The sequence below is a fragment of the Cupriavidus sp. GW822-FHT03E04 genome, from assembly GCF_058801495.1.
The window spans coordinates 1-21,505 of sequence record NZ_JBXANI010000037.1 but is presented as its reverse complement, the minus strand read 5'-3'; the positions used below and the strand labels follow the sequence as shown (position 1 = coordinate 21,505).

The 21,505-nt window shown below is 64.4% G+C and carries 19 protein-coding genes; 8 read left to right on the top strand and 11 right to left on the bottom strand.

Going from position 1 to position 21,505, the window contains the following annotated elements; genetic code table 11:
* Positions 1-18 precede the first annotated feature (18 nt).
* The 4 genes from AC1RQC_RS36015 to AC1RQC_RS36000 form a co-directional block, all read right to left on the bottom strand.
* Positions 19-1,344, bottom strand: a complete 1,326-nt coding sequence (locus AC1RQC_RS36015) for a DUF8689 domain-containing protein (RefSeq protein ID WP_150988571.1) — start codon at positions 1,342-1,344, stop codon at positions 19-21.
* 174 nt (positions 1,345-1,518) lie between these two features.
* On the bottom strand, positions 1,519-2,067 hold the full coding sequence (locus AC1RQC_RS36010; RefSeq protein ID WP_492375045.1) for an A24 family peptidase: 549 nt from the start codon (positions 2,065-2,067) through the stop codon (positions 1,519-1,521).
* 65 nt (positions 2,068-2,132) lie between these two features.
* A complete protein-coding gene (locus AC1RQC_RS36005) occupies positions 2,133-2,390 on the bottom strand; it encodes a Flp family type IVb pilin (RefSeq protein WP_338404696.1) in 258 nt (85 codons plus the stop codon).
* A 60-nt stretch (positions 2,391-2,450) separates the two neighbouring features.
* Positions 2,451-2,636 (bottom strand): Flp family type IVb pilin, encoded by a 186-nt coding sequence (locus AC1RQC_RS36000; protein ID WP_043344388.1) that lies wholly within the window; start codon positions 2,634-2,636, stop codon positions 2,451-2,453.
* A 1,097-nt stretch (positions 2,637-3,733) separates the two neighbouring features.
* Between AC1RQC_RS36000 and AC1RQC_RS35995 the strand changes: the two genes are divergently transcribed.
* From AC1RQC_RS35995 to AC1RQC_RS35985, 3 genes are read left to right on the top strand one after another with little or no spacing between them, the layout of a single operon-like run.
* Positions 3,734-4,975 (top strand): glycosyltransferase family 87 protein, encoded by a 1,242-nt coding sequence (locus tag AC1RQC_RS35995; protein WP_150988578.1) that lies wholly within the window; start codon positions 3,734-3,736, stop codon positions 4,973-4,975.
* Positions 4,966-6,258: a glycosyltransferase family 87 protein gene (locus tag AC1RQC_RS35990; RefSeq protein WP_492886282.1), complete on the top strand. Its 1,293-nt coding sequence runs from the start codon at positions 4,966-4,968 to the stop codon at positions 6,256-6,258. The genes AC1RQC_RS35995 and AC1RQC_RS35990 overlap by 10 nt, the downstream gene beginning before the upstream one ends.
* Positions 6,251-7,276: a glycosyltransferase family 2 protein gene (locus AC1RQC_RS35985; protein WP_150988510.1), complete on the top strand. Its 1,026-nt coding sequence runs from the start codon at positions 6,251-6,253 to the stop codon at positions 7,274-7,276. The genes AC1RQC_RS35990 and AC1RQC_RS35985 overlap by 8 nt, the downstream gene beginning before the upstream one ends.
* A gap of 20 nt (positions 7,277-7,296) precedes the next feature.
* On the opposite strand, the gene AC1RQC_RS35980 is transcribed toward AC1RQC_RS35985, so the two are convergent.
* The 3 genes from AC1RQC_RS35980 to AC1RQC_RS35970 are packed head-to-tail and all read right to left on the bottom strand — an operon-like array spanning position 7,297 to position 9,829.
* Positions 7,297-7,632: a GtrA family protein gene (locus AC1RQC_RS35980; RefSeq protein ID WP_492375047.1), complete on the bottom strand. Its 336-nt coding sequence runs from the start codon at positions 7,630-7,632 to the stop codon at positions 7,297-7,299.
* A 47-nt stretch (positions 7,633-7,679) separates the two neighbouring features.
* A complete protein-coding gene (locus AC1RQC_RS35975; protein WP_492886280.1) occupies positions 7,680-8,414 on the bottom strand; it encodes a class I SAM-dependent methyltransferase in 735 nt (244 codons plus the stop codon).
* 38 nt (positions 8,415-8,452) lie between these two features.
* Positions 8,453-9,829 carry a sigma-54 dependent transcriptional regulator gene (locus AC1RQC_RS35970; RefSeq protein ID WP_150988519.1) on the bottom strand — a complete coding sequence of 459 codons (1,377 nt, stop codon included), beginning with the start codon at positions 9,827-9,829 and terminating at the stop codon, positions 8,453-8,455.
* 1,430 nt (positions 9,830-11,259) lie between these two features.
* Here AC1RQC_RS35970 and AC1RQC_RS35965 point away from each other — a divergent pair.
* The 3 genes from AC1RQC_RS35965 (at position 11,260) to AC1RQC_RS35955 (ending at position 15,556) form a co-directional block, all read left to right on the top strand.
* Positions 11,260-12,219, top strand: a complete 960-nt coding sequence (locus tag AC1RQC_RS35965; RefSeq protein WP_150988522.1) for a phosphatase PAP2 family protein — start codon at positions 11,260-11,262, stop codon at positions 12,217-12,219.
* Between the two features lie 1,000 nt (positions 12,220-13,219).
* Entirely contained in the window at positions 13,220-14,317 is a 1,098-nt protein-coding gene (locus AC1RQC_RS35960; protein WP_492375050.1) for a YjgN family protein, read from the top strand.
* Positions 14,318-14,386: 69 nt separating this feature from the next.
* Entirely contained in the window at positions 14,387-15,556 is a 1,170-nt protein-coding gene (locus AC1RQC_RS35955; protein WP_492375052.1) for a M48 family metallopeptidase, read from the top strand.
* A 3-nt stretch (positions 15,557-15,559) separates the two neighbouring features.
* On the opposite strand, the gene AC1RQC_RS35950 is transcribed toward AC1RQC_RS35955, so the two are convergent.
* Entirely contained in the window at positions 15,560-16,609 is a 1,050-nt protein-coding gene (locus AC1RQC_RS35950) for a LysR substrate-binding domain-containing protein (RefSeq protein WP_492387223.1), read from the bottom strand.
* 77 nt (positions 16,610-16,686) lie between these two features.
* On the opposite strand from AC1RQC_RS35950, the gene AC1RQC_RS35945 reads away from it, so the two are divergent.
* Positions 16,687-17,976 (top strand): MFS transporter, encoded by a 1,290-nt coding sequence (locus tag AC1RQC_RS35945; RefSeq protein ID WP_492376841.1) that lies wholly within the window; start codon positions 16,687-16,689, stop codon positions 17,974-17,976.
* On the opposite strand, the gene AC1RQC_RS35940 is transcribed toward AC1RQC_RS35945, so the two are convergent.
* The 3 genes from AC1RQC_RS35940 to AC1RQC_RS35930 are packed head-to-tail and all read right to left on the bottom strand — an operon-like array spanning position 17,966 to position 19,965.
* On the bottom strand, positions 17,966-18,469 hold the full coding sequence (locus AC1RQC_RS35940) for a TPM domain-containing protein (RefSeq protein WP_492387222.1): 504 nt from the start codon (positions 18,467-18,469) through the stop codon (positions 17,966-17,968). The genes AC1RQC_RS35945 and AC1RQC_RS35940 overlap by 11 nt on opposite strands.
* A 6-nt stretch (positions 18,470-18,475) precedes the next feature.
* Positions 18,476-19,330 (bottom strand): TPM domain-containing protein, encoded by an 855-nt coding sequence (locus AC1RQC_RS35935; protein WP_492814645.1) that lies wholly within the window; start codon positions 19,328-19,330, stop codon positions 18,476-18,478.
* A gap of 14 nt (positions 19,331-19,344) precedes the next feature.
* On the bottom strand, positions 19,345-19,965 hold the full coding sequence (locus AC1RQC_RS35930; RefSeq protein ID WP_183035167.1) for a LemA family protein: 621 nt from the start codon (positions 19,963-19,965) through the stop codon (positions 19,345-19,347).
* A gap of 424 nt (positions 19,966-20,389) precedes the next feature.
* On the opposite strand from AC1RQC_RS35930, the gene AC1RQC_RS35925 reads away from it, so the two are divergent.
* Positions 20,390-21,331 carry a 4-hydroxy-tetrahydrodipicolinate synthase family protein gene (locus AC1RQC_RS35925; protein ID WP_492886277.1) on the top strand — a complete coding sequence of 314 codons (942 nt, stop codon included), beginning with the start codon at positions 20,390-20,392 and terminating at the stop codon, positions 21,329-21,331.
* Positions 21,332-21,505 lie beyond the last annotated feature (174 nt).

Here is a 21,505-nt window from a genome sequence, read left to right as displayed (position 1 = left end):
TAGACAGCATGCCTGCACTCAACTGGCGGCCTGAGGCGCGGCCTGCCATGCGATCCCCATGCCGCAGGGACGCGTGGATTCGGGTACTGCCTGCGCACCGAAATAGCACTTCCAGGCGCCGCGCAGCGCGTCCTGCGTCACCTGCGGCGGACCGCGGTGGTAGAGCACGCTGGACGCCACCAGCACAAGCAGGTCACGTGGAATGCAGGCCAGGAGCGGTGTCCTGCTGGGGAAGTGCAGTCCCTCCAACAGGAAGTCGAATGCCGCTTCGGTACTTTCCAGTCCGACGTCGCTGGTGGCGCGCAGGTACACCTCGCGGTAGTCATCGCTCGACAAGGGGCCGATGAAGAGCTTGCTGCCGAGCCGCCGCAGGAATGCCTCGTCGCCCAGCTGCTGGGGATCCAGGTTCGTCGAGAACACCGGCCACACATCGAACGGCACCGTGAATCGCACGCCGGTCTGCAGCGAGAACATGTCGACGCCGCGGTCCAGGGGCACAATCCAGCGGTTGAGCAACTCGCTCACGCCTACCAGTTGGCGCCCAAGGTCATCGACGATGTAGATGCCATTGTTGGCTTTCATATGCGGTGGCGCCTGGTAGAAGCCCGACATGGCGTCGTAGCGCAGGTCCAGCATGGACAGCGTCAACTCGCCCCCCGACAATACGGCGGGGCGGTGGCAGATGGTCCAGCGGCGATCGGTCGAGCGCTGCTGCAGCGCTGCGTCGGCGGTATCGAAAGGGACATGCACGAGCGGGTCAAAGACCTGGATGATCTCGCCGGCGACGGTAATCGCGTGCGGTACCGGCACGGCACCTGGCAGGAGCTTGCCAAGGCGCTGTGCCAGGTAAGTCTTGCCGCTGCCGGCGGGGCCATACAGCATCAGCGCCCGGCCGGTATTGACTGCCATGCCCACCTCGTCGAGCAGGTGAGAAGGGATGACCAGGTCGCCGAAGGCCGCAGTCATATCGTCCCTGGATACCGATGCCTGGCGCACGGAGTGACGCTGGACGGCAGCGAGATACGCGTCGAGGGTGACCGGCGCTGCGCCGACATAGCTGCTGCGCGCAACCAGTTCGGCGGCCCTGGCATACCCCGCATCGGTCAGGCGGAAGCGTACGTCAAGGTCGCTTGTGCCGCGGCGCGCCACCTCTAGCATGCGCTCTTGCACCGCGATGCTGGCGATCTCGTGGGTCACCATGGCGGGCAACTTGAGGGTGTCGGCCAACTGGGCGAGCATGGCGCTGCGATGCAGGTAGGCCGCCTTCATCAATAGTCCCACCAGCAGTGTGACGTCGATGCCGGTGTCGGCGACCGTCCTCGGCGCGGGATGCCACGGATGCATCTGTTCGCGCCTGGCATCGTCCGGGCTATCGGCTTCGATGCCTGGCGTGGGTGCCCGCTGCGCAGTTCCCGATGTTTTGTGTTCGATCATTGCTCCCCCCGTCTATTGGCTGGTACGGCCTTACAAGTCCAATTTCAGTTTCTTGTTCAGGTGAGTCATGGCGAATGGCTGTCGTTACACGGAGGCGAACAGCACGCTGATCGTGCCCGCGGCAATGGCCACGCCGTAGGGCAGCGACCCGACCGACCATGACGATTCGTTGCTGGCACTGCTGTCCTGGGTGAGCGCAGGCCTGATCCGACCGAACGACGTCAGCATCAAGGCAAGGTTGTGGCGCAACTGACCAAGGCTGCCACGCCACAACGTCAGTGCCAGCGCCCACACCCCACCGGCCACGAAGGTAGCCAGCGCAATCTCGAACGCCATCGGCGCGCCCAGCCAGGCACCCACCGCGGCCATCAATTTGACATCGCCGGCTGCCATGCCGCGCAGAAGGTAGAGGGGCAGGAACAGGGCGAACCCGGTGAGCCAGCCACTTGCCCAGGTCAGAGCTCCGGCGCTCCAGCCGTGCATGATGATCTGTACAGGCAGCGCGAGCAGCCACGCCCCGAAGGTCAGCCAGTTGGGAATGCGACGTTGCTGGGCATCGATGGCTGCTGCGGTCAGGACCAGCACGATCACCAATGGACCGACGCATTGCGGTAAGGCGGACTGGGCTAGCATGATGTTCCCTCTACTTTTTTTTGTTCTGTCTGTGCCGGCCCGTTATTCGGACCTGGCATTCCTGCTCAAGCGGTGACTGCGGAAGCGATCTTCTGGTAAAGGTCAAACACGCTGGTGCCAACCGACGTGACCGAGAAGAGTATGGCGACGGCGATCAGGAGACCCAGCAACGCGTACTCGATGGAAGTCACCCCGGATTGATCACGATGTAGTTCCCTGAGCATTTGTCTTAGCTTTGGCATGGTGTCCGCCGTGTCGTCGTGGATCGTTGGATTGGGCAGGATGGCTCGTGTCGTGAAGCCCCCCTTTCCACCGTGTGCCATCGTGATTCCGCCTCGGCCAAGGCGGGGTGCGGACGGGCTGAAGAGCCCGTCCGCGTCGCTTTAGCCGTTAGCCGACGTGAGCGAAGTGCCAATCTTGTTGAAGGTGGTCGCGAGCTGCGTGCCGACGATCGTGACCGCACCAATGATCACGACGGCGATCAGTGCTGCGATCAGGCCGTACTCAATGGCGGTGACGCCATCTTCATCGTTGGCGAAGCGCTTGATGTTGTTGATCAGGGTATTCATGGCAATCTCCTTCGGTGTCGGGAAAAAACTTGATGCAATGAAAATCAACTACGGGCGAGGGTTGTTCGTTGCGGAGGGCCGCAGATTGCGAAGGCGTGGAACGGCCACTTACCACCCTTGTGTTCGCGACAAAGCCGAGAGATGGCGGCGCTATGCGTGGCGGCAATCCGGATCCCGTCCAGCATGCCCTTCACCAGCGCCTGCGAGGGTGGTCCTGGCAGGCGATTCGGTGTGCCGTCCCTCCAGATAGTCCTTGCGGCTTCCGGATGGACAGCGGGCACGGCGTGTTGGCGGTCAGCAGTCATGGCGTAAGTTCATTTAGCTGATTCGTTGTCGGGCTTCGGCGCCGTTGATGCGTGCCTCCGCTTCCTCGGCATCCAGCTGGAGCTGTCCTGGGGCCGTATGCCAGACCATAGGCAAAAGCTGGGCCACCCCACCGCGATTCGTTGAATTCAAAGGGTCTCCGGGAGGGCGGGCGCGCAGAGAGCGTGCCAGCCAGGGTCTGCGTCGGCATCGTCGTTGCTGCGTGGAAACGTGCGGCGCGGCGACCGACGCGTTACAGCGGCCTATGGATGAGCCGTGACCGATCCGCCTAGTCCTAAGTCGCTAGGAAGGAAGGATGACTTTCCGCAAATGGGCATTGCAAAGGGCGTGCACAGCCTCTGCACGCGGACGCGAGGCCCGGCAGATCCGCCGAATGGTTGAGGTGACGGCGGCGAGGCTGACGCCAAGTGGCATGTTTCCGGCGAGAAACGTCAAATGGCAGCCCGTCTTACGGAGATCTGGCACGTCCTCGGCGCCAGGCCTGGCTCTGGGAGCTATTCGCTTGCGATTCAAGGCTGAAACGTTGGGCCTTTATCGCCCTGGAAAGCCGTAAAACGCGGTGTTTTCCGGCAGGGGGCGCGCTTGTTTAATCTTGGGATTCAGACAAGACTAAAACCACGGCACCCGAAGAGAAACTGAGAGTGCGTGCCAGGAAGCAGCTAAAGATGCTCGGCAAATAGTGCGTCGAAAGCCAGAGGCAAACCGGCATCGCGCAGCGCCTTTTTCAACGCACGAGAAAGGCGCCATTGCGAGGACATGAACAGGAGCGAATTGTGAGGGCCAGAACGCGCGAAGGCAAGGAATCCCCGCAGTCCGGCGCGCTCGGCCTCGACCGGGTTCGCTTCTACAGCATTGTCGTGCTGGTGTTCTTCGGTCTATTTGTCGTCGCTTGGGGATGGGCCAGCAACGGCTTCATGAGCGGCCGTGCGGCGCGTCCCGGGGTGGATTTTTCCGTATTCTGGAGCGCTTCCTATCTAGCGCTGCAAGGGGCTGCGCAGGATGCCTATGTGTTTGAGTCGCTGGCCCCGGTAATGGCGGCGTTCGGCTCGCAGGCCTCAGGCGGCGATTTCTTTATGCCCTGGCTCTATCCGCCGACATTCCTGCTGGCTGTGCTGCCATTGGCGCTGCTGCCGTTCCCGGTCAGTTATTTCCTCTTCTCAGCCGGCACGGCGTATCTCTATGTAACGTCCCTGCTAAGGTTGCTTGGTTCCGCAACGAGCTGGAGGTCTGGGAATTGGCTGCCGATCGTCGCGTTTCCTGGGGTTTTGCTGACCCTCTTGCTGGGGCAGAATTCCATGCTGACAGCCAGCTTAGCGGCACTCTCGATGTGCTGGCTGCAGCGGCGCCCGGTGCTCGCCGGCATTTGTATTGGCCTGCTCTGTATCAAGCCGCAGCTCGGCCTCTTGTTTCCCATTGCCTTGATCGCGGCACGGGCGTGGAGGGCCCTCGCCGCTGCGGCCCTGACCGCACTCGCGTTGCTTGGCGCCAGCCTGGTGGCGTTTGGCTGGGAGACCATCCCGGCCTTTCTTGGCGCTGCCGAACTGGCGCGGGTGCAGCTGATCGAGCATAGCCCGCAGGGGTGGCTCATTTCGCCAACAGCGTTTGCGGCGGTGCGCCTGTCCGGCGGCAGCATCGCCCAGGCTTATCTGGCCCAGGGCCTGGTTGCCTTGTTTTCGATCTGTGGCCTGCTCCATGTCTGGTTGCGGCAGACTCCCACAGGGCTTCGCGTCGCCATGCTCGCCACGGCCACCATGCTGACGACCCCATATCTTCATGGCTATGAGCTGACCTGGATGGGGCTTGCCATCGTCGGCATGGTGAGCGACTGCCTTAGGCGAGGATGGCTGCGCGGCGAGCAGCAATTGCTGGTAGCCGTGTGGCTCTTGCCCTTGTATGAACTTCTCAATCCCTTCATGAAGCTCCCGCAGATCGGTCCCGTGATCCTGATCCTGGTGGCCGGCGCAATCCTGCGGCGGGCGGGCATCCAGGTGGCGTGGAGCGTGACATGCGCATGATGAGAGCCGCTGCCGCTGCCGCTGCCGCTGCCGCAGTCGATGGCGACCAGGTGCCGGACGAGCACTGGCTGAACCCCGAGCGGGTGCGCCTGTACTCAGCCGTGGCGCTCGTCGCCTACGTTCTCTTCTTCTCGATCTGGATCTGGCGTGCCTGTCTGTCGAGGCAAGGTGATGCGAGCCTGTTCGGTGGCGACTTTGTCGCGTTCTGGAGCGCTGCCCAGCTTGCCCTGAACGGAAACCCGACGGGTGCCTACGATGATGCCACCTTGCGGCTGGTCGAGATCGCCGCGATGCCGGCCCTTGCCTCCGCCGGGGGCACGCTTCCGTGGCTATATCCGCCTAGCTTCCTGCTGCTGGTCTGTCCGTTGGCGCTGCTTTCATTCGGCGCAGCGTACGGGGCTTTTATCGGGACGACCGGTGCGCTCTACTTGTGGGCGGGGAGCCGCATTGCTTCCTGGCGCGGCGCATGGCTGCCAGGCATGGCCTTCCCCGGTATCGCCGTGGTGTGCGCGACGGGGCAGAATGCCCTGCTCACTGCCGGTCTGGCCGCGCTCTCGCTGACGATGGTGCGGCGTCACCCGGTTGCTGCCGGGCTGGTGATGGGAATCCTGACCATCAAGCCGCACCTGGCGTTGCTGTTCCCGCTTGCACTGGTTTGTGCCCGGGCCTGGAAGGCGCTGGCAGCCATGGTGGCTTCTTCAGCCGCGCTGCTGGCTTTGAGCGCTTCGGTGTTCGGCACGGAGACCTTTTTCTCATTCCTCGCCAATGCGGATATGGCACGCCTCGCGGTGGAGGGCGGCGAGGCAAAGCTCGTCCGGATGCCGACAGTGTTTGCCTTGATGAGATTGCTGGGCGGCAATCTCGCGCTCTCCTATGGCATCCATGCCATGGTGGCGGCCCTTGCCGCCGGCGTCGTGATCTATGCGTGGTGCAGGCCGGCCAGTTTCCCGCTGCGGGCGAGCGCTTTGATGGCGGCCACGCTGATGCTCAGTCCTTATCTCTACGACTACGACCTCGCATTTCTCGGTTTCGTGATTCTCTGGCTTACCGGTTATGCCATTGAGCGCGGATGGATGCGCTGGGAGAAGGAGTTGCTACTCGTCCTTTGGCTCACGCCACTGCTCGGGTTGCTTGTTGTCCAGGCGATCGGATTCCAGTTCATGCCGCTTGCGATCCTGGCAACGTTGTTTCATGTAGTCCGTCGAATCCGCACGGAGCGAGTTCAGAACCCGGAGCCGTGCCACAACAATGAAACGCGGGTGGGGGAGGTGGGTCATGATTGATCAATACGATAGCAAACAGATCTCTCTGGTAGTGCCATTTTTCAATGAGCGCGATGCTATTCCAGGGTTCTTCAAATCCGTTGTGCCAGTACTCGAATCGATCGAGGCGGCCACGTTCGAGATCGTCTGCGTCAATGATGGCAGCAACGACGGCACGCTGGAAAGGCTGCTTGAGATCTCGCGGCGGGACGCTCGCGTGCGGGTGATCGACCTGACGCGGAATTTTGGCAAGGAAGCCGCGCTTACCGCGGGGATCGATGAGGCGCTTGGCGATGCGGTCATCCCGATCGATGCGGACCTGCAGGATCCGCCAAGCCTGATTCCCGTCCTGGTTGCGCGCTGGCGGGAGGGGGCCGAGGTCGTCCTCGCACAACGCGCGAGCCGCTCGTGCGATTCGTTTCTCAAGCGCACGGCGGCGCTGGCCTACTACCGGGTGCATAACTATCTGTCGGAACTGAAGCTGCCGGAGAACGTCGGCGATTTCCGGCTGATGGACCGCGTGGTCGTCAATGCGCTCAAGCAGTTGCCGGAGCGCAGGAGATTCATGAAAGGCTTGTTCGCCTGGGTGGGCTATCGGACCGTGATTGTGCCCTACGAGCGTGAGGCGCGTAACGCCGGGCATTCCAAGTTTTCCGGCTGGCGTTTGTGGAATCTCGCCCTGGAGGGCATTACCAGCTTCAGCACGCTGCCGTTGCGCGTATGGACGTATCTGGGGTTCCTGATCGCCTCCATCGCTTTCTGGTACGGCATCTTTATTATTGCGCGCACGATTGTGCTTGGCGTGGAGGTGCCCGGCTATGCCTCCTTGCTTTCGGTGCTGCTGTTCTTTGGCGGAGTTCAGCTCATCGGCATCGGTGTGGTAGGGGAGTATGTCGGCCGCATCTACTACGAAGCCAAGGGGCGGCCCATCTACCTGGTGCGCCGTCGCTATCAGGAACGGCGCCAGACGGGGCAGCTTGCCGCCGGCAAGCGGGTGGTCAACCTGGCCAGCGTGCGGCGAGTATCCCAGGAGCGGTGATGCATGTTGCTGGGGGCAGCTTATCGGTAGGTCCAGATCTTATGCATCAGGAAGCTGAAGGGCGTCACCACCATGACGATCACCAGCAAACCGATCCAGTAGCTGCCCCCCGTTGCCTGGACGGCCCAGGAGATGAGCACCGTGAGGATCAGCGCGAGCGCGGATACAACAAGAAAGCGCGCGAGGTTCTTGCGGTGCAGCCGGCTCGAGAAGCTCCACAGTGTATTGAGCAGGTAGGAGCAGCCCGTTGCCATGATGAAGGCAACACCGTTGGCCAGCATGGGTGACGCCGAGCCCCAGGCGATGAGTGTCGAGGCCGTTGTCACATGCAGCAGGGTCGCTGCGACACCTGACAAGGCGAAGCGCATAAGCCGGGTTGTACCGGCGCGATCGATCCGTGCGCTCACGGCAGCCGGGCAACAGCCAGCAGGGAGATGCCGAAGGGCAGAGGTGACATCGAGAGCCAGTGCCGTTCCGCGGAGAATATCCGGTGCAGCAGGGTATTGAGCGGTGCTGCGGGCACCGCGCTGCCCGTCGAGGCAAGGCTGCCGCTGAGCCGGTCCTTGAGGCGTGCGGCAATGGCAAACGGGCACAGCAGCGCGTTGAAGTGCGATATCCGCTCGAGTTCCAGGCCCGCGGCGCTGACGGTTGCGCGCAACGCCTGCCGGCTGTAACGCCGCTGGTGGTGCAGGAATTCGTCGTGCTGGCTCCAGAGCCACTGATAGGCTGGCACGGTGATCAGCACCGCGCCGCCTGGCTTCAGAATGCGTCGTGCGCTCACAAGCGAGGCCGTATCCTCGGCGATATGCTCAAGGCAGTCCAGAAAGCAGATGAGGTCGAAGCCCGGCGCGGAAAATGGGATATCGTCGGGCCACCTGCCGCCGCGGATATCGAATTGGCCCGCCGTCTTCTGTTCGGCGATTTGCCGCGCGGTGGCATCCATTTCGACGGCGCTCACCTTGCCAAAGCGGGAAAGCATGGCGAGATTGCCGCCCGTGCCGGCCCCCACTTCGAGGATGGACGCGTCGGCCGGCAAGCGCAGGCGCTTGATCATGGCTGCGACGATATCCCGGCGGCCGCGGAACCACCAGTGAGCGGCTTCGGTTTGCGCCATTTCAAGATAGGCATTGGGCGACATGGCTTTGCTCCTGTACTAACGCGCTTTCTGGCATTGGACTAGCCTTGCAGGCAAACCATGCCCAACCCGCCCTTTCTCACCTGAAGCCTGTGCTCGCGCATCATCCGGAACAGTGTGACTCGCGAGATCCCTAGTTCGGCGGCCACGTCGATAAGCCGCTCGTGGTGCCGCTGCAAGGCCTCCTTGACGGCATTCAGCTCCGCCGCCTCGCGCACTTCCGCCAGTGTCTGGGGGCGGGTCTCGGGAGGTGGTTGCAGGTCCAGGTCGCACGGTGTGATGACGCCGTTCTCGCACATGGCTGCCGCATGCCGGATACGGTTGATCAGCTCGCGGACGTTTCCGGGCCAGTCATGCGCACTGAGGGCGCGCAGCGCCGCTGGCGAGAAGCCCTTGATATGATCCGGGGAATGCGAGCGGATATTGTTCAGGATATGCTCGGCCAGCAGCGTGATATCGCCTTCCCGTTCGCGCAACGGCGGCTGCTTCACGCGCAGCACGCACAGGCGGTGATAGAGGTCGCCGCGGAAGCGTTCTGCCGCAACTGCCGCGTCGAGATCGACGTGCGTAGCAGACACAATGCGCGCATCGACCGTGATCGACTCGGTGCTGCCCAGCCTTTCTATGCGGCCGGTTTCCAGAAAGCGCAGCAGGCTGGCCTGGCTTTCGAGCGGCATATCCCCGATCTCGTCGAGGAAGAGGGTGCCTCCGTGTGCCATCTCGATGCGCCCGGGCTTGCGCTTGAGGGCTCCGGTGAAGGCGCCGCGCTCGTAGCCGAACAGTTCCGACATGAGCAGGGTGGGGGGGATTGCCGCGCAGTTGACTGCCACGAAAGGCTGCCCGGCGCGCCGGGAGGCTCGGTGGATCGCCTGGGCGGCTAGCTCCTTGCCCGTGCCCGATTCGCCGGCGATGAGTACCGGCGTATCCCATCTGGAGACTTTCTCTACGCCGCGAAACAGGCTTTGCATGGCAGCGCAATTGCCGATCATGCCGTCGAGGCCGCTCGCCGGGATCGGTGGATGCGAGGCCTCCAGGCGCAGCTGCACCATGCCGACCGCGTGGCCCAGGGAATGGGCCAGCGCCGACATATCGCAAGGATCTCTGTAGTAGTCGACGAAGTGCAGCCCGAGCAAACGGCGCGCTGAATCCGAGAGCGCTTCCTTGCTCGTGACAGTGGCGACCCAACTCATGTTCGGCTGAGCGAGCCAAGGCTCGAACGACTCGAGTTCGGCGTCACTGAATCCACTGTGTATATCGAGGAGCCCGCTGATGGGCTGCGTGTCCTGGGCGAGTGCGTCGAGCTCTCGCTGGTTTGACGCGAAGATCAGCTTCCAGCCTTGTTGCGCCAGGAACCTGCAACGCATGGCGTCGTGATGCTGCGACAGATACAGCAGCGGACGATTGACGTACGCGGTCATATAACCCTCCCCCGATCTCTTCTTCTTGTTGCGAGCTAGTGTCCGTTCCGGACTTGTTCTAGTTCGCGGTCTTCTTGAAGGGCGATGCCTGATCCAGCGCATCGCGGCTTCGGGAATGGAGGGTCTTCAGTTTGCCAGCTGCGTGGCGCTCGGGGGCCGGGCCACATCGGGCCCGGCTCGATCACCGCACCTGGCTAAGCACGAATGCCAGCTTGTCACGAACGAGGGTGAAAATTGAACGTCGGCATAATGCCGACAAGCTCCCCGGACCCGACTCGCATGGTGGACCTCCCGTCCCCACCTGACTTCAGGAACCCTGCCAACGGGCAAAGCCCGCCGGAGCACCCGCACCCGGCGCGTCACGGACTGTGCATCGCGCCTTGCGCAGGTGCCGCGGGTCGATCCTGACCATTGACGGATCGACCCGCGCCTGAAATGACTGCAACTGCCTATCATCGGGCAGGCACGTTTGCGCATGCCTGTCCTGCCTGGGCCGTGTACTTATCTGGCGCGGCCCTGCGCCTGAGCCCCTCCCCTGATCCCGCCTGGGCTTGCGGGTTTTTTATAACCTTGTTGTCGGACTTGGTGGTTGCAAGGCGGTGCCGGTTGTTGTGGTCTGGCTTGCGGCTTTAGTCCGATCAGATGTTCTGCGAAGCATAAATGCGACGAACGTGCCAACGCTGCTAAGTCATTGATTTCACTAACAGGGCCGGTAATGAGCGCGTTGCTTGCCAACGCAAGTGTGTAACAGAATGTTTCTCCCGTGTTACTGCGCATCGGCCTGCGAATCTTGTGTTTCAGTATGCGCCCGACCGTGAAATGCGAAGTTCTAGCACCTTGAGCTTGTTGGATGGAACGGCTGCTTCGCATTTCCAAGCTCGTGCTTCCGTCCCGGATGCGTGCTCTCCCATTGCCGGCACGTGGCCTGCGGTAGCGCTATCCCGGCATCAGCGGGTCAAATGGTTGCATTTCTGAAAATGCGTATCTCCGGCGGTACTCGGTGCGAGGGCTGGAAAGAACTAGCAGTGGCACGTACCGATGAGAACGGAAGTACGAGAGATTCTTACTAACGACAAAGATCGTAGTCCGAAGGGTGGACGATATAGCGCGCGACGTACTTTTCACAAGCCAGAACGCGGGCCGGACTCATCTGTATGGATGAGTTGCGCATGCCTTACATAAATCGCCGGTATCACGCGGATCGGTTGCATTTGTGAAAACGGGCCCGGATCTGCAAAGGCACGGTGCCTCGGCGGAATTGCCCCAAGCAACCGGCGGTCAGGGAGCGATACTTGGGCGCCTAGTACTTTGGTAGTCCCACGTAGAGTCGATGCCGGACGCAGCCCGACTAAGCTATCTTGCATCCAGTACCTCGCCTGAGACGAGCGAGCGGGGCGCGCAGCTGGATGAGTCCGGGGAGGGGCTGCAAAATGAAAATTGGCGACAGGGTCTTCACGCGCGGTGACGCGATCAGATGGATGATCGTGCTCGGGTTTCTGGTTCTGGATTCGATCTGGCTCGCGGTAAGCGGGCGTTCCGTGGCCCATGCCAGCTTCGTTGCCATCTGCAGGGCCGTGGCGATGCTTGCCGCCATTGCGCTGATTCTCAGCTTGATCGCGGGCATGCCGCGCGTGACAGCAACATCGCGCGGGCTGCACTATCGGCGGCTGGCGCTAGTGGCGCAATGTGGCGCTCTGCTGGTGGCCTTCACCAATATCATGAGCGTGATGTCTTATTTGATGATCACGCTGGCCCCGCCTCTGGTGGATGCCAGGCTGGCCGAGTTGGATAAGCTGTTGGGTTTTGACTGGCCGCAGGTCTACAAATGGGTCAGGGCGCGGCCCGCAGTGACTCTCTTTCTGCAGTTGGCTTACGCCAGCGGCCTGGCTCAGCTGCTCCTGGTTCCCATGCTGACCGGTCTGGCGGGGCGGGCCGAACATTTGCGTGAGTTCATGTCAAACATGATTCTCTCGTGCACGCTGCTGTTGCTGATTGCCGCCCCTTGGCCAGCCGCCGGGGCTTACGTCTCGTTCGGCGTAGCAAGCGCCGCCGAGATGGCCAGCGTTTCACACTTCAACGTATTACGTGCCGGAGCGATGCAGGTATTCGATCTCGCGCACGTACAGGGGCTGGTGTCCATTCCGTCCTATCACACCGCCATGGCGCTGATCTTTGTGCAAACGATGCGCTGGACCCGCACCGGGTTCGTGGTCGCATGCCTGTTGAACCTGGCGATGATCCTGTCGACGCCGACGGAGGGGGGGCATTACCTCGTGGACGTCGTGGCTGGCGTGGGATTGTGGGCCCTTACGGCAGGCTTGCTGCGCGTATGCAGAGCGGCCAAACCACAAGTGCTCGACCAACACGTCGCCCAGCCGCAGCCTCTCTGACCTTCCGGAGCCGCGAGATAGTGCGGCGGGCCGGTTCCGCCGTCCCGCTGGAACCGAGCCCGCGCCTGAAAGAACTGCAAAGCAGATAGAAATCGCCGCACCGGCAGCGTTTCTGCTGCCGTGTGCGGCGTGGGCCATGGATTCTGAAAACTGCGCTGGCCCGGCGCTCAACCTCCCCGCGAAGCAAGCCCTGTCACGGCCACTGCTCCACTCCCCGTTCAAGTTTGATTATCGTGATGCCGCGGCTGGTGGTTTTGCACCGCCTTGTCGCTGGCATCCCTGGCGTACCGTATTTGCTGACATCGACTATCTTTTCGGTCGCTCTGCTCTTTGTAACGAAGACAAGAGCGACGAACGTGCCATGGTTTGTAAGTTACTGATTTTTTTAAGAATGCAATTTACGAGCTTGTTACATTTTGCGTTTCTTGTAACAAAGTGTTTCCATGTCGTTACTGCTTTCGGGGCCGTTGTGTGCGCCGCAGCACGGCAGGCATGGCAAAAAGCGACGCTCTGTCTTCTCTCAGATCACCATAAGTGGCGAAAGGGAGGGGCGAGGTGTACTTTGCTGCGTCGCCCGGGAACAATCCAAAGGGTATTCGTGAGAACGTATTCGGGTGGTGGAGCAGTCGTCGCACGAACGTGCGAATCGTTGCAGTGGTGATACAACCCCGCGCAAATAGGCTGTGCACAATGGTGCCCACCGACTGCCGGGGGGGAGGGCTAGCGGCGTACCGCACGCGCCAAAAACATGCGCCGGCGACAAAAGATGTAGCCGGATCGGTGGGTGAATGTGGGCTAACTCACATTGGCCAAGGCTTTTCCTCGCCCTGTTGGATGAGTAGGGAACTTCCTGCCATGCCGGGCGAATACGATCGATTTGGTTGCATTCCTGATACATTGCTGGCCGCTATGCCGGGATAAGAGATATCGTCGCGCGGCGTGCGGGCACCGCGGTTAGCCGGCGCATCGCCAATTTGCACAATTCACGGGAGAAAGCAGGATGCAGCTAGACAACAACGCGTTCCACGCGCCGGCATATGAGCAGCCGGCCGCCACGGTGCGTCCTCTGCGGTTCGAGTTCATCGGCTCGGGCTCCGAGTTTTTCCGCATCTGGATCGTCAATACCTTGCTGACCATTGTCACGCTGGGCATTTATTCGGCCTGGGCCAAGGTTCGCACGATGCAGTACTTCTACCGCAACACGCGGCTGGACGGCGCGAGCTTCGACTACCACGGCCGTGCCTCGGCCATCCTCAAGGGCCGAGCCATTGTGTTTGGCCTGGCGATGGTGTTCCAGCTTGCCAGCCACATTTCCCCGTTCCTGGCATTGGCGCTGGGCCTGGCTGTGGCGGTGGTGTTTCCGCTGCTGCTGGTACGGTCCCTGCGTTTTCGCATGGCGAACTCCAGCTACCGCGGCCTGCGCTTCGCCTTCACCGGGAGCGATGCCCAGGCCTACAAGGTGTTCCTGCTCTGGCCCGTGCTCACGGTGCTCAGCCTCTATGCGCTGGCGCCGCTGGCGCACCAGCGCTTCAAGCAATACCAGCATGACAACACCCGCTTCGGCACCGCGCCCTTCGGCATCAGCGCGAGCGCGGGCGGCTTCTATGGCGTCTACCTGCGCGCATTCGGCATGATGGTGGCGGTCGTGGTGGGGATGAGCGTGGTCGGCGGCATGCTGGGCAGGGGCATCGGCGCCGGGATTGGCGCTGGCATGGGGGCGGGCATGGGCGCGCCGGTGGTGGCGGCGATCATGGCTGTCATTGGCTTTTTCGTGGCGATGATGGCGATCGGCCCCTTCTTCATGGCGCGGTTGCAGAACCTGGTATGGAATCACACCACGCTGGCGCCGCACGCGTTTCGCAGCGAGGTCAAGGCGGGCCGCCTGTTGTTTATCTTCGCCACCAACATGATCGCCAATGCACTGACGCTGGGCCTGTTCCTGCCGTTCGCGCGCGTGCGTTCGATGCGCTACCGTATCGAGAGCATGACCATGCTCGCGGCGGGACCGCTGGACGCCTTCGTGGCCGGCGAGACGCAGCAGGTTGGCGCGCTGGGCGACGCCGCGGTGGACTGGTACGACATCGACATCGCACTGTGACCGCGCTGTGACCACAGTCATCGTAGTCATCGCCGTGCCAGCTTCGTTTACTTCGATACCAAGGCCTTGATGCAGGATATCCCCGACGCCACGGCCACCGCCCCGGTAGCCGCCACTTACTTCGACGGCCGCTCGTCGCGTGCCCATCGGGTGATGCTGTCCATCGAAGGGCGCGATGCGGTGCTGCGCGAAGCCGATGGCACGGTGCTGCGCCGCGCGCCGCTAGCCGCGCTGCGCGTCTCCGAACGGGTCAAGCGCGCGCCGCGCCTGGTCACGTTTGCCGACGGCGCCTTCTGCGAGGTCACCGACCACGCCGGCTTTGCCGCATTGCTGGGCGCCAGCGGCCACCGCGAGGGCTGGGTGGTGCGTGCGCAGAACAGCTGGCGGCTGGCGCTGCTGTCGGTGCTGGGTCTGGCCGCGGCGCTGCTGCTGGGATATTTCTACGTATTGCCCTGGGGCGCCGGCATGGTGGCGCGCAGCGTGCCGCCGGCGCTGGAAGCCCGCCTCGGCGAGGCCACGCTCGCCAGCATCGATCAGGGCCTGCTCATGCCCTCGGCCCTGCCGCAGGCGCAGCAGCAGCGGATTCGCGCCGACTTCGCTGCGCTGGTGCGCCCGGCCGATCCGGGCCACGAGTACAAGATCCTGTTCCGCCACGGCGGCAAGCTCGGGCCCAACGCGCTGGCCCTGCCGGGCGGCACCATCGTGGTGACGGATGAACTCGTCAAGCTGACCGGTGTGGGCCCGGGCCTCATGGGCGTGCTCGCCCACGAGGCCGGGCACGTGGCCGAGCGCCATGGCCTGCAGCAGATCCTCCAGGCCTCGGCGGTGGGCGCGCTGGCGGCCTATTTCTTTGGTGACTATTCCACCGTGCTGGCAGGCGTGCCCGCCGCGATCCTGACCCTGCGCTACTCGCGCGACCATGAGCGCGCGGCGGATGCGTATGCGGTGCAGGTCATGCAGCGCAACCACTTGCCGGTGTCGGCGTTTGCCGACGTCTTGCAGGCGCTGGAGGACGCCCACGCCCGGCAAGCGCAAGTCCAGGCGGCCAAGGCCGACGGCGGGGGTGACGCCAGCGCGCCAGCCGCCTCCGGCGAGCGCGAAACCAAGCGGGAGCGCCGCAGCCGGCGTGCCGCGGAGGATGGCGGCAACAACGGGGATGGCGACGATGGCGACAGTTTCTTCTCCACCCATCCGCTCACGCGAGAGCGCATCGAGGCGCTGCGGGCGGCCGGACGCTAAGTCTCAGGCGCCCGGCTGCGGTGCATTGGGCTGAGGTGCAGCAAGCGGCGCGCGCAGGGCGACGGCCGCCACCTGGCTTTGCAGCCAGCTATGGAACCGCAGGATGGCCTTCTCGCGCGGGTTGCCTTCGCGCCAGGTCACCCAGTAATGCAGGCTGGACGGGATGCGGGTGGTGCCGATCTGCACCAGTTCGCCGCTGGCAAGGTAGTCGCTGGCGAGTTGCAGGCGCGCGGTGGCCACGCCAAGTCCTGCCACTGCCGATTGCAGCATCATGCCGGCGTCCTGGAAGATCGGTCCGCGCTCGGGTTCCGTGCCAGGCAGGCCGGCGCTTTCCAGCCAGTCGCGCCACGGTCGCAGCGCGAAGCGCAGCATTGGCAGGCGCGGCAGGTCGGCCAGCGTGAAGCCGGGGTAACGCGCGAGCAGTGCCGGGCTGGCTACCGCGATGACATGGTCTTCGATCAGGTTGTGGCAGGCAAAGCCGGGCAGGTCCACGCGCTGGTGCCAGATCCCCACGTCCACCGAGTACGGATCGGGCGGCGTGATCTCGGCGTGCAGCCGCAGGTGCAAGTCAAGCCCTGGCAGGGCCGCGTGCAGGCTCGGCAGGCGGCGGATCAGCCACGCGTTGGCCAGGTCGGCCATGACGCTGACTTCCAGCCGCACCACCTGCGGGGCGCCACCATTGCTGGCCTCGCGCAGGCCGTCTTCCAGTTCCGCCAGCCCGTCGCGAATCCGCTCGGCCAGCCGCGCACCCACATTGGTGGGCATCATCAGGTGGCCGGTGCGCTGGAATAGCTTGGTGCCCAGCTTGTCCTCCAGCGCGCGCAGATGGTGGCTGATGGCGCTGTGGGTCAGCGCCAGTTCCTCCGCAGCGCGCGAGAAGCTGCGGTGGCGGGCCGCGGCCTCGAGCGCCCGCAGTGCCTGCAGCGCGGGCAGGTGGGGCGCGCGCTGCGAGCGCAGCGGCTCGGGCGGCGGGGCGGGTTCAGCCGGGCGGGTGGGCAAGCTGGGCTGGCCGGACAGGCCAGGCTTGATGGGTTTCGGGGGTCGGGAGCTCATTGCCGTCAAATTCTACTCACAATTGCGGCGGGTATCTTTCGTTGGTGTTGCACGCGGCGACTGACGACAATGCAGGCATGAATTCTGCCAATGTATCCACCCCTGCCGCTGCGGCGCCGTCTCCTGCTTCCCAGGCTGGCGATCCTGCGCTGGCCGCTGCCCGCTGGCGCGTGCTTTGCATCTTTTCGCTGGGTTTCCTGGTTTCCTATATCTTCCGGGGCGTCAACCTGGGCTTCGCGCCGCATTTGATCCGCGAGATGGGGCTGGGTGCCGCCGACCTGGGGCTGCTGACCAGCTTTTACTTCCTGGGGTTTGCCTGCGCCCAGTTACCGGCTGGGCTGATGCTCGACCGCTTTGGCCCGCGTCGCACCGAGGCGGCATTGCTGCTGGTGGCGGTGGCTGGCGCGCTGGTATTCGCCTCGGCGACCAGCATGGCCGCGCTGGCGGCAGGGCGCTTGATGATCGGCGTGGGCGTGTCGGTTTGCCTGGGGGCTGCCATCCAGGCCCTGTCGATCTGGTTCCCCCTGTCGCGCATGCCCTTGCTCAATGGGGTGGTGATGGCGATCGGTGGGCTGGGCGCCGTCGTGGTGGGCGCGCCGCTGGGCTGGCTGCTGTCGTGGACCGACTGGCGCACCGTCAGCTATGGGCTGGCCGGGTTGACGCTGGCCATGGCGGCGCTGCTGTGGCTCGGCGCCCCCGAGACCAGCCGCGCTGGCAAGCAGCGCCTTGCCGAACAGCTGCGCGGCACCTGGCAAGTCTTTCGCAATGCGCGCTTTTTGCGCGTGGTGCCGCTGGCCCTGCTCAATCAAGGTGTGTTCCTGGCGGTGCAGACGCTGTGGGTCGGTGCCTTCCTGCGGGACGTGGCCGGCTATTCGCCGGAGCAGGGCGCTCGCCTGGTGTCGGTGATCGGCTTTGCCATGATGGGCGGCTGCGTGTGCGCCGGCTGGGCCGCGCGCCATCTTGAGCGTGCCGGCGTGAGCCTTTACACCTTCGCCGGCGTCGGCATGAGCGGGTTCATCGTGATCCAGTGCCTGATCATGGCGGGTGTGCCGCTGCCGCCGGCGTTGCTGTGGGCGGCCTATGGCGTGTTCGGCTCCAGCGGCATCCTGGCCTATGCCGTGCTGGCGCGCAGCTTCCCCGATGCGCTGATCGGGCGCGCCACCACGGCGCTGACCTTGACGGTGTTCCTGTCCACCTTTGCCTGCCAGGTTGGCATCGGGCTGGTGCTGGACCTCTGGCCCGCCGATGCGGGCCGCTACCCGAAGGCGGCGCACCTGAGCGTGTGGGGCGGGCTGGTGGCGCTGCAGGTACTGGCCGCGCTGTGGTACATGCTGGGGGCGCGTCGCGCAAGCAGCGCTACAGCATGACCGGGCGGTCGTCGAGCTCGTTCGGATTGGGCCGGTCGCCCGAGGGGAAATGCTGCGCCAGTTGATGGTGGATCTTTTCCACCGCCGCCAGCACGGGTTTGACCGATAGCTCCCGGGCCAGCCCGCTCGCGAGTTCGCCGCAGATGGCGCGCCAGGTTTCCGGGGCCACGCGGGCATCGATGCCACGGTCGGCCAGCAGCTCTACCGCGTGATCCGCCAGGTTGATATAAAGCAGCACCCCGGTGTGGCCTTCGGTGTTCCATACCTCCAGCGCGCCGAACAGGGCGCGGGCACGGGCGCGCGGGCTGGTGCCGGAGAAGGCCAGCGCCAAGGGCAGGCTGGATTCGATCACGACACGGACTTCGCCGTGATGCCGCTGCTCGCCGGCGCGCACCGCCTGCTGCAGTTGCTGCTGGGCGTCGGCGGGGAAGAGTTTGCTGGCGGCGCCGGGGCGCGTGCCGAGATGGCGCAGGGCGCGTTTGAAGTGTGGCATGTGTCGTTACCAGTTGCCGGAGGCGCCGCCTCCGTCGAAGCCACCGCCGCCGCCGCCACCGAAGCCACCGCCACCACCTCCTCCGAAGCCACCGCCGCCGCCGCCACGTCCCCAGCCGCCGCCCCCGAGACCGCCAAGGGTGCCGCCCAGTCCGCCGGCAGCCGCGTCCCAGCCGCGCCCGCGCGTCACGATCCGCGAGCCGCCCGAGCGGCGGGCCGCGGAGATGAAGAAGAACAGGATGATGGCGAGCGGGAACAGCACCGGCAGCCAGTCGGTCCACGATCCGCTCTGGGCGGCCTTGGCGCCGGCCTGCGGGCCGGGCAGGGCTTCCTTGTCGATGGTGGCCTGGATCGCCGAGACGCCGGCCGCGATGCCGCCATAGAAATCATTCTGGCGGAAGTGCGGCGCCATCACGTCCTGCAGGATGCGCTTGGACATGGCGTCGGTCAGCGAGCCTTGCACGCCGCGCCCCACTTCCAGGCGCATCTTGCGCAGGCCGGGCGGGTTGTCCTTGGCGATCAGCAGGATCACGCCGTCGTCGATGCCCTTGCGCCCGGCGCGCCAGGCGTCGGCCACGCGGATGCTGTAGGCATCGATGGGCTCGGGATCCGTGGTGGGCACCATCAGCACGAAGATCTGGCTGCCGCGCTGCTGCTCGTACTCTGCCAGCACGTTTTCCAGCGCGCTGCGCTGGCTGGCGCTGAGCGTGCCGGTGAGGTCGGTGACCCGCTGCGTGAGCGGCGGCACCGCGACAAAGCCGTCGCCGGCGGCCATGGCCGGGAACGCCAGCAGCGCGCCCAGCCACAGCAGCAGCGCCAGCATGGCGGCTGTCCAGCCACTGCGCTCAGAGGGATTGCGCATAGGTATGTCCGGGGTCAGAACTTCACCGTGGGCGGTGCCGAGATGGCCTTCTCGTTCTCCACCGTGAACGACGGCTTGACCGGGTACTTGAAAATCATGGCGGTCAAGTTGGTGGGGAAGCTGCGCGCCAGGATGTTGTAGTCGCGCACCGCGGTGATATAGCGCTGGCGTGCCACCGTGATGCGGTTCTCGGTGCCCTCGAGCTGCGATTGCAGGTCGCGGAACGACGCATCGGCCTTGAGTTGCGGATAGTTCTCCGACACCGCCAGCAGGCGCGACAGCGCGCCGCTCAGCTCGCCCTGGGCTTGCTGGAAGCGCTTGAAGGCTTCGGGGTCGTTGAGGGTCTCGGGCGAGACCTGGATGCTGGTGGCCGCGGCGCGGGCCTTGGTCACGGCTTCCAGTGTCTCGCGCTCATGCGTGGCATAGCCCTTGACGGTATTGACCAGGTTGGGGATCAGGTCGGCGCGGCGCTGGTACTGGTTGATCACCTCGCCCCAGGCCGCCTTGACGGCCTCGTCCTTGGACTGGAAGTCGTTGTACCCGCAGGCGGACAGCAGGCTTGCGCACAGGGCCAGCATGAGCCAGCGCAGCACAGAGCGCCCGCAGGACAGTGACAGGGAAGGGGATGCGCGCATCGAAGACTCCGGAATTCGTGGAGTCCCCAGTGTAGCGCAGGGGCCGGCCGGCGCAAGCGAATCGGCCCGGGTGCGGTTGACGGCAGGCCGGCCGTCCCGGTAGATTGTCGTTTCTGCCGTGGTTGCCACGGTGTGCTCCCATTCAGCCCCAACCTGCCATGCGCGCTGTTTCGTCGATTTCCGCACTTGTTTGCCCTGCCTCGCAGCGGCAGGTGCCGGCGCGCGCCAAAGCCAAAAAACAGCCGCTCGTCTGACCGGGGCGCTGCTTCCGTCAGATGAGCGACGGAGCGGCACCTGCGTACCAGCGTACAGGGGCGAGGCCAGGTTTGAAGGTTCAGGCTTTCCCACTGCCCCACGCGGGCTCATCTGCCACCCGGCGCGCTTCTGCACGGTTTTTATTGACCGGTCGTACAGGAGTGATTCGATGCAAACAGTAGATCAAGCCCAAGCCCAACAAGTCCAACAGGATTCGCAGGCACAACACGTCTTTTCAGGAATCTGGCTGCCATTGGTGACGCCATTTGCCGACGGTTCGGTCGATTTTCCCGAGCTGGCCCGCCTGGTGGTGCATTACGCCGGCAGCGGCATCGCGGGGATCGCGGTGTGCGGCAGCACCGGTGAGGCGGCCGCGCTCGATGAGGCCGAGCAACTGGCCGTTCTGGATACGGTGCTGGCCAGCGCCGGCAGCTTGCCGGTGATGATGGGCGTGGCGGGCAGCCAGGTGAAGCAGGTGCAGGCGTGCGTGCGCCGGCTGGCTGGGAGGCCGCTGGCCGGGCTGCTGGCGCCCGCGCCTTATTACGTCCGTGCGTCGCAGGCCGGCCTGCTGGATTATTTCCGCATGCTGGCCGACAGCGCCCCCGCGCCGCTGGTGCTGTACGACATTCCCTACCGGACCGGCGTGAAGCTGGAGACGGAAACCATCCTGGCGCTGGCCGCGCATCCGAATATCCGCGCCATCAAGGATTGCGGCGGCGATTACCAGGGCACGCAGGCCGTCATTGCCGACGCTCGCTTGAGCGTGCTGGCGGGGGAGGATCACCAGTTACTGGGCACGCTGTGCCTGGGTGGCACGGGCGCGATCATCGCTTCTGCGCATCTGTATCCGGCGCTGTTCGTGGCACTCGCGCAGGCGGTGGCGGGGCAGCGGCTCGAGCATGCGCGCCGGCTTTTCCATGCCGTGATGCCGATGATCAAGCTGCTGTTCGCCGAGCCCAATCCGGGCCCGCTCAAGGCCATGCTGGCGCGCGAGGGATGGTTGCGCAATGAGCTGCGCGCGCCGATGACGCCCGCCAGCGCCGCCCTGGAGGTGGCGCTGGCGCGGGCCTGCGAGCGGCTTGGGGCGGCTGTTCCCGAGTTGCTTGGCTGACTTGGTGGGCGTTTGAGTTATCGAGTTTCAGGCTCTAGCGGTTAAGGGCGACTGCTTAACTGCAACTGCAACTGCAACTGCAGTTTCACCACCCCTTCGGGGCGGCGACCTACTTTCTTGTCTTGCCAAGAAAGTAGGCAAAGAAGGCGCGCCGGATGGGGCGACACCCCCTCG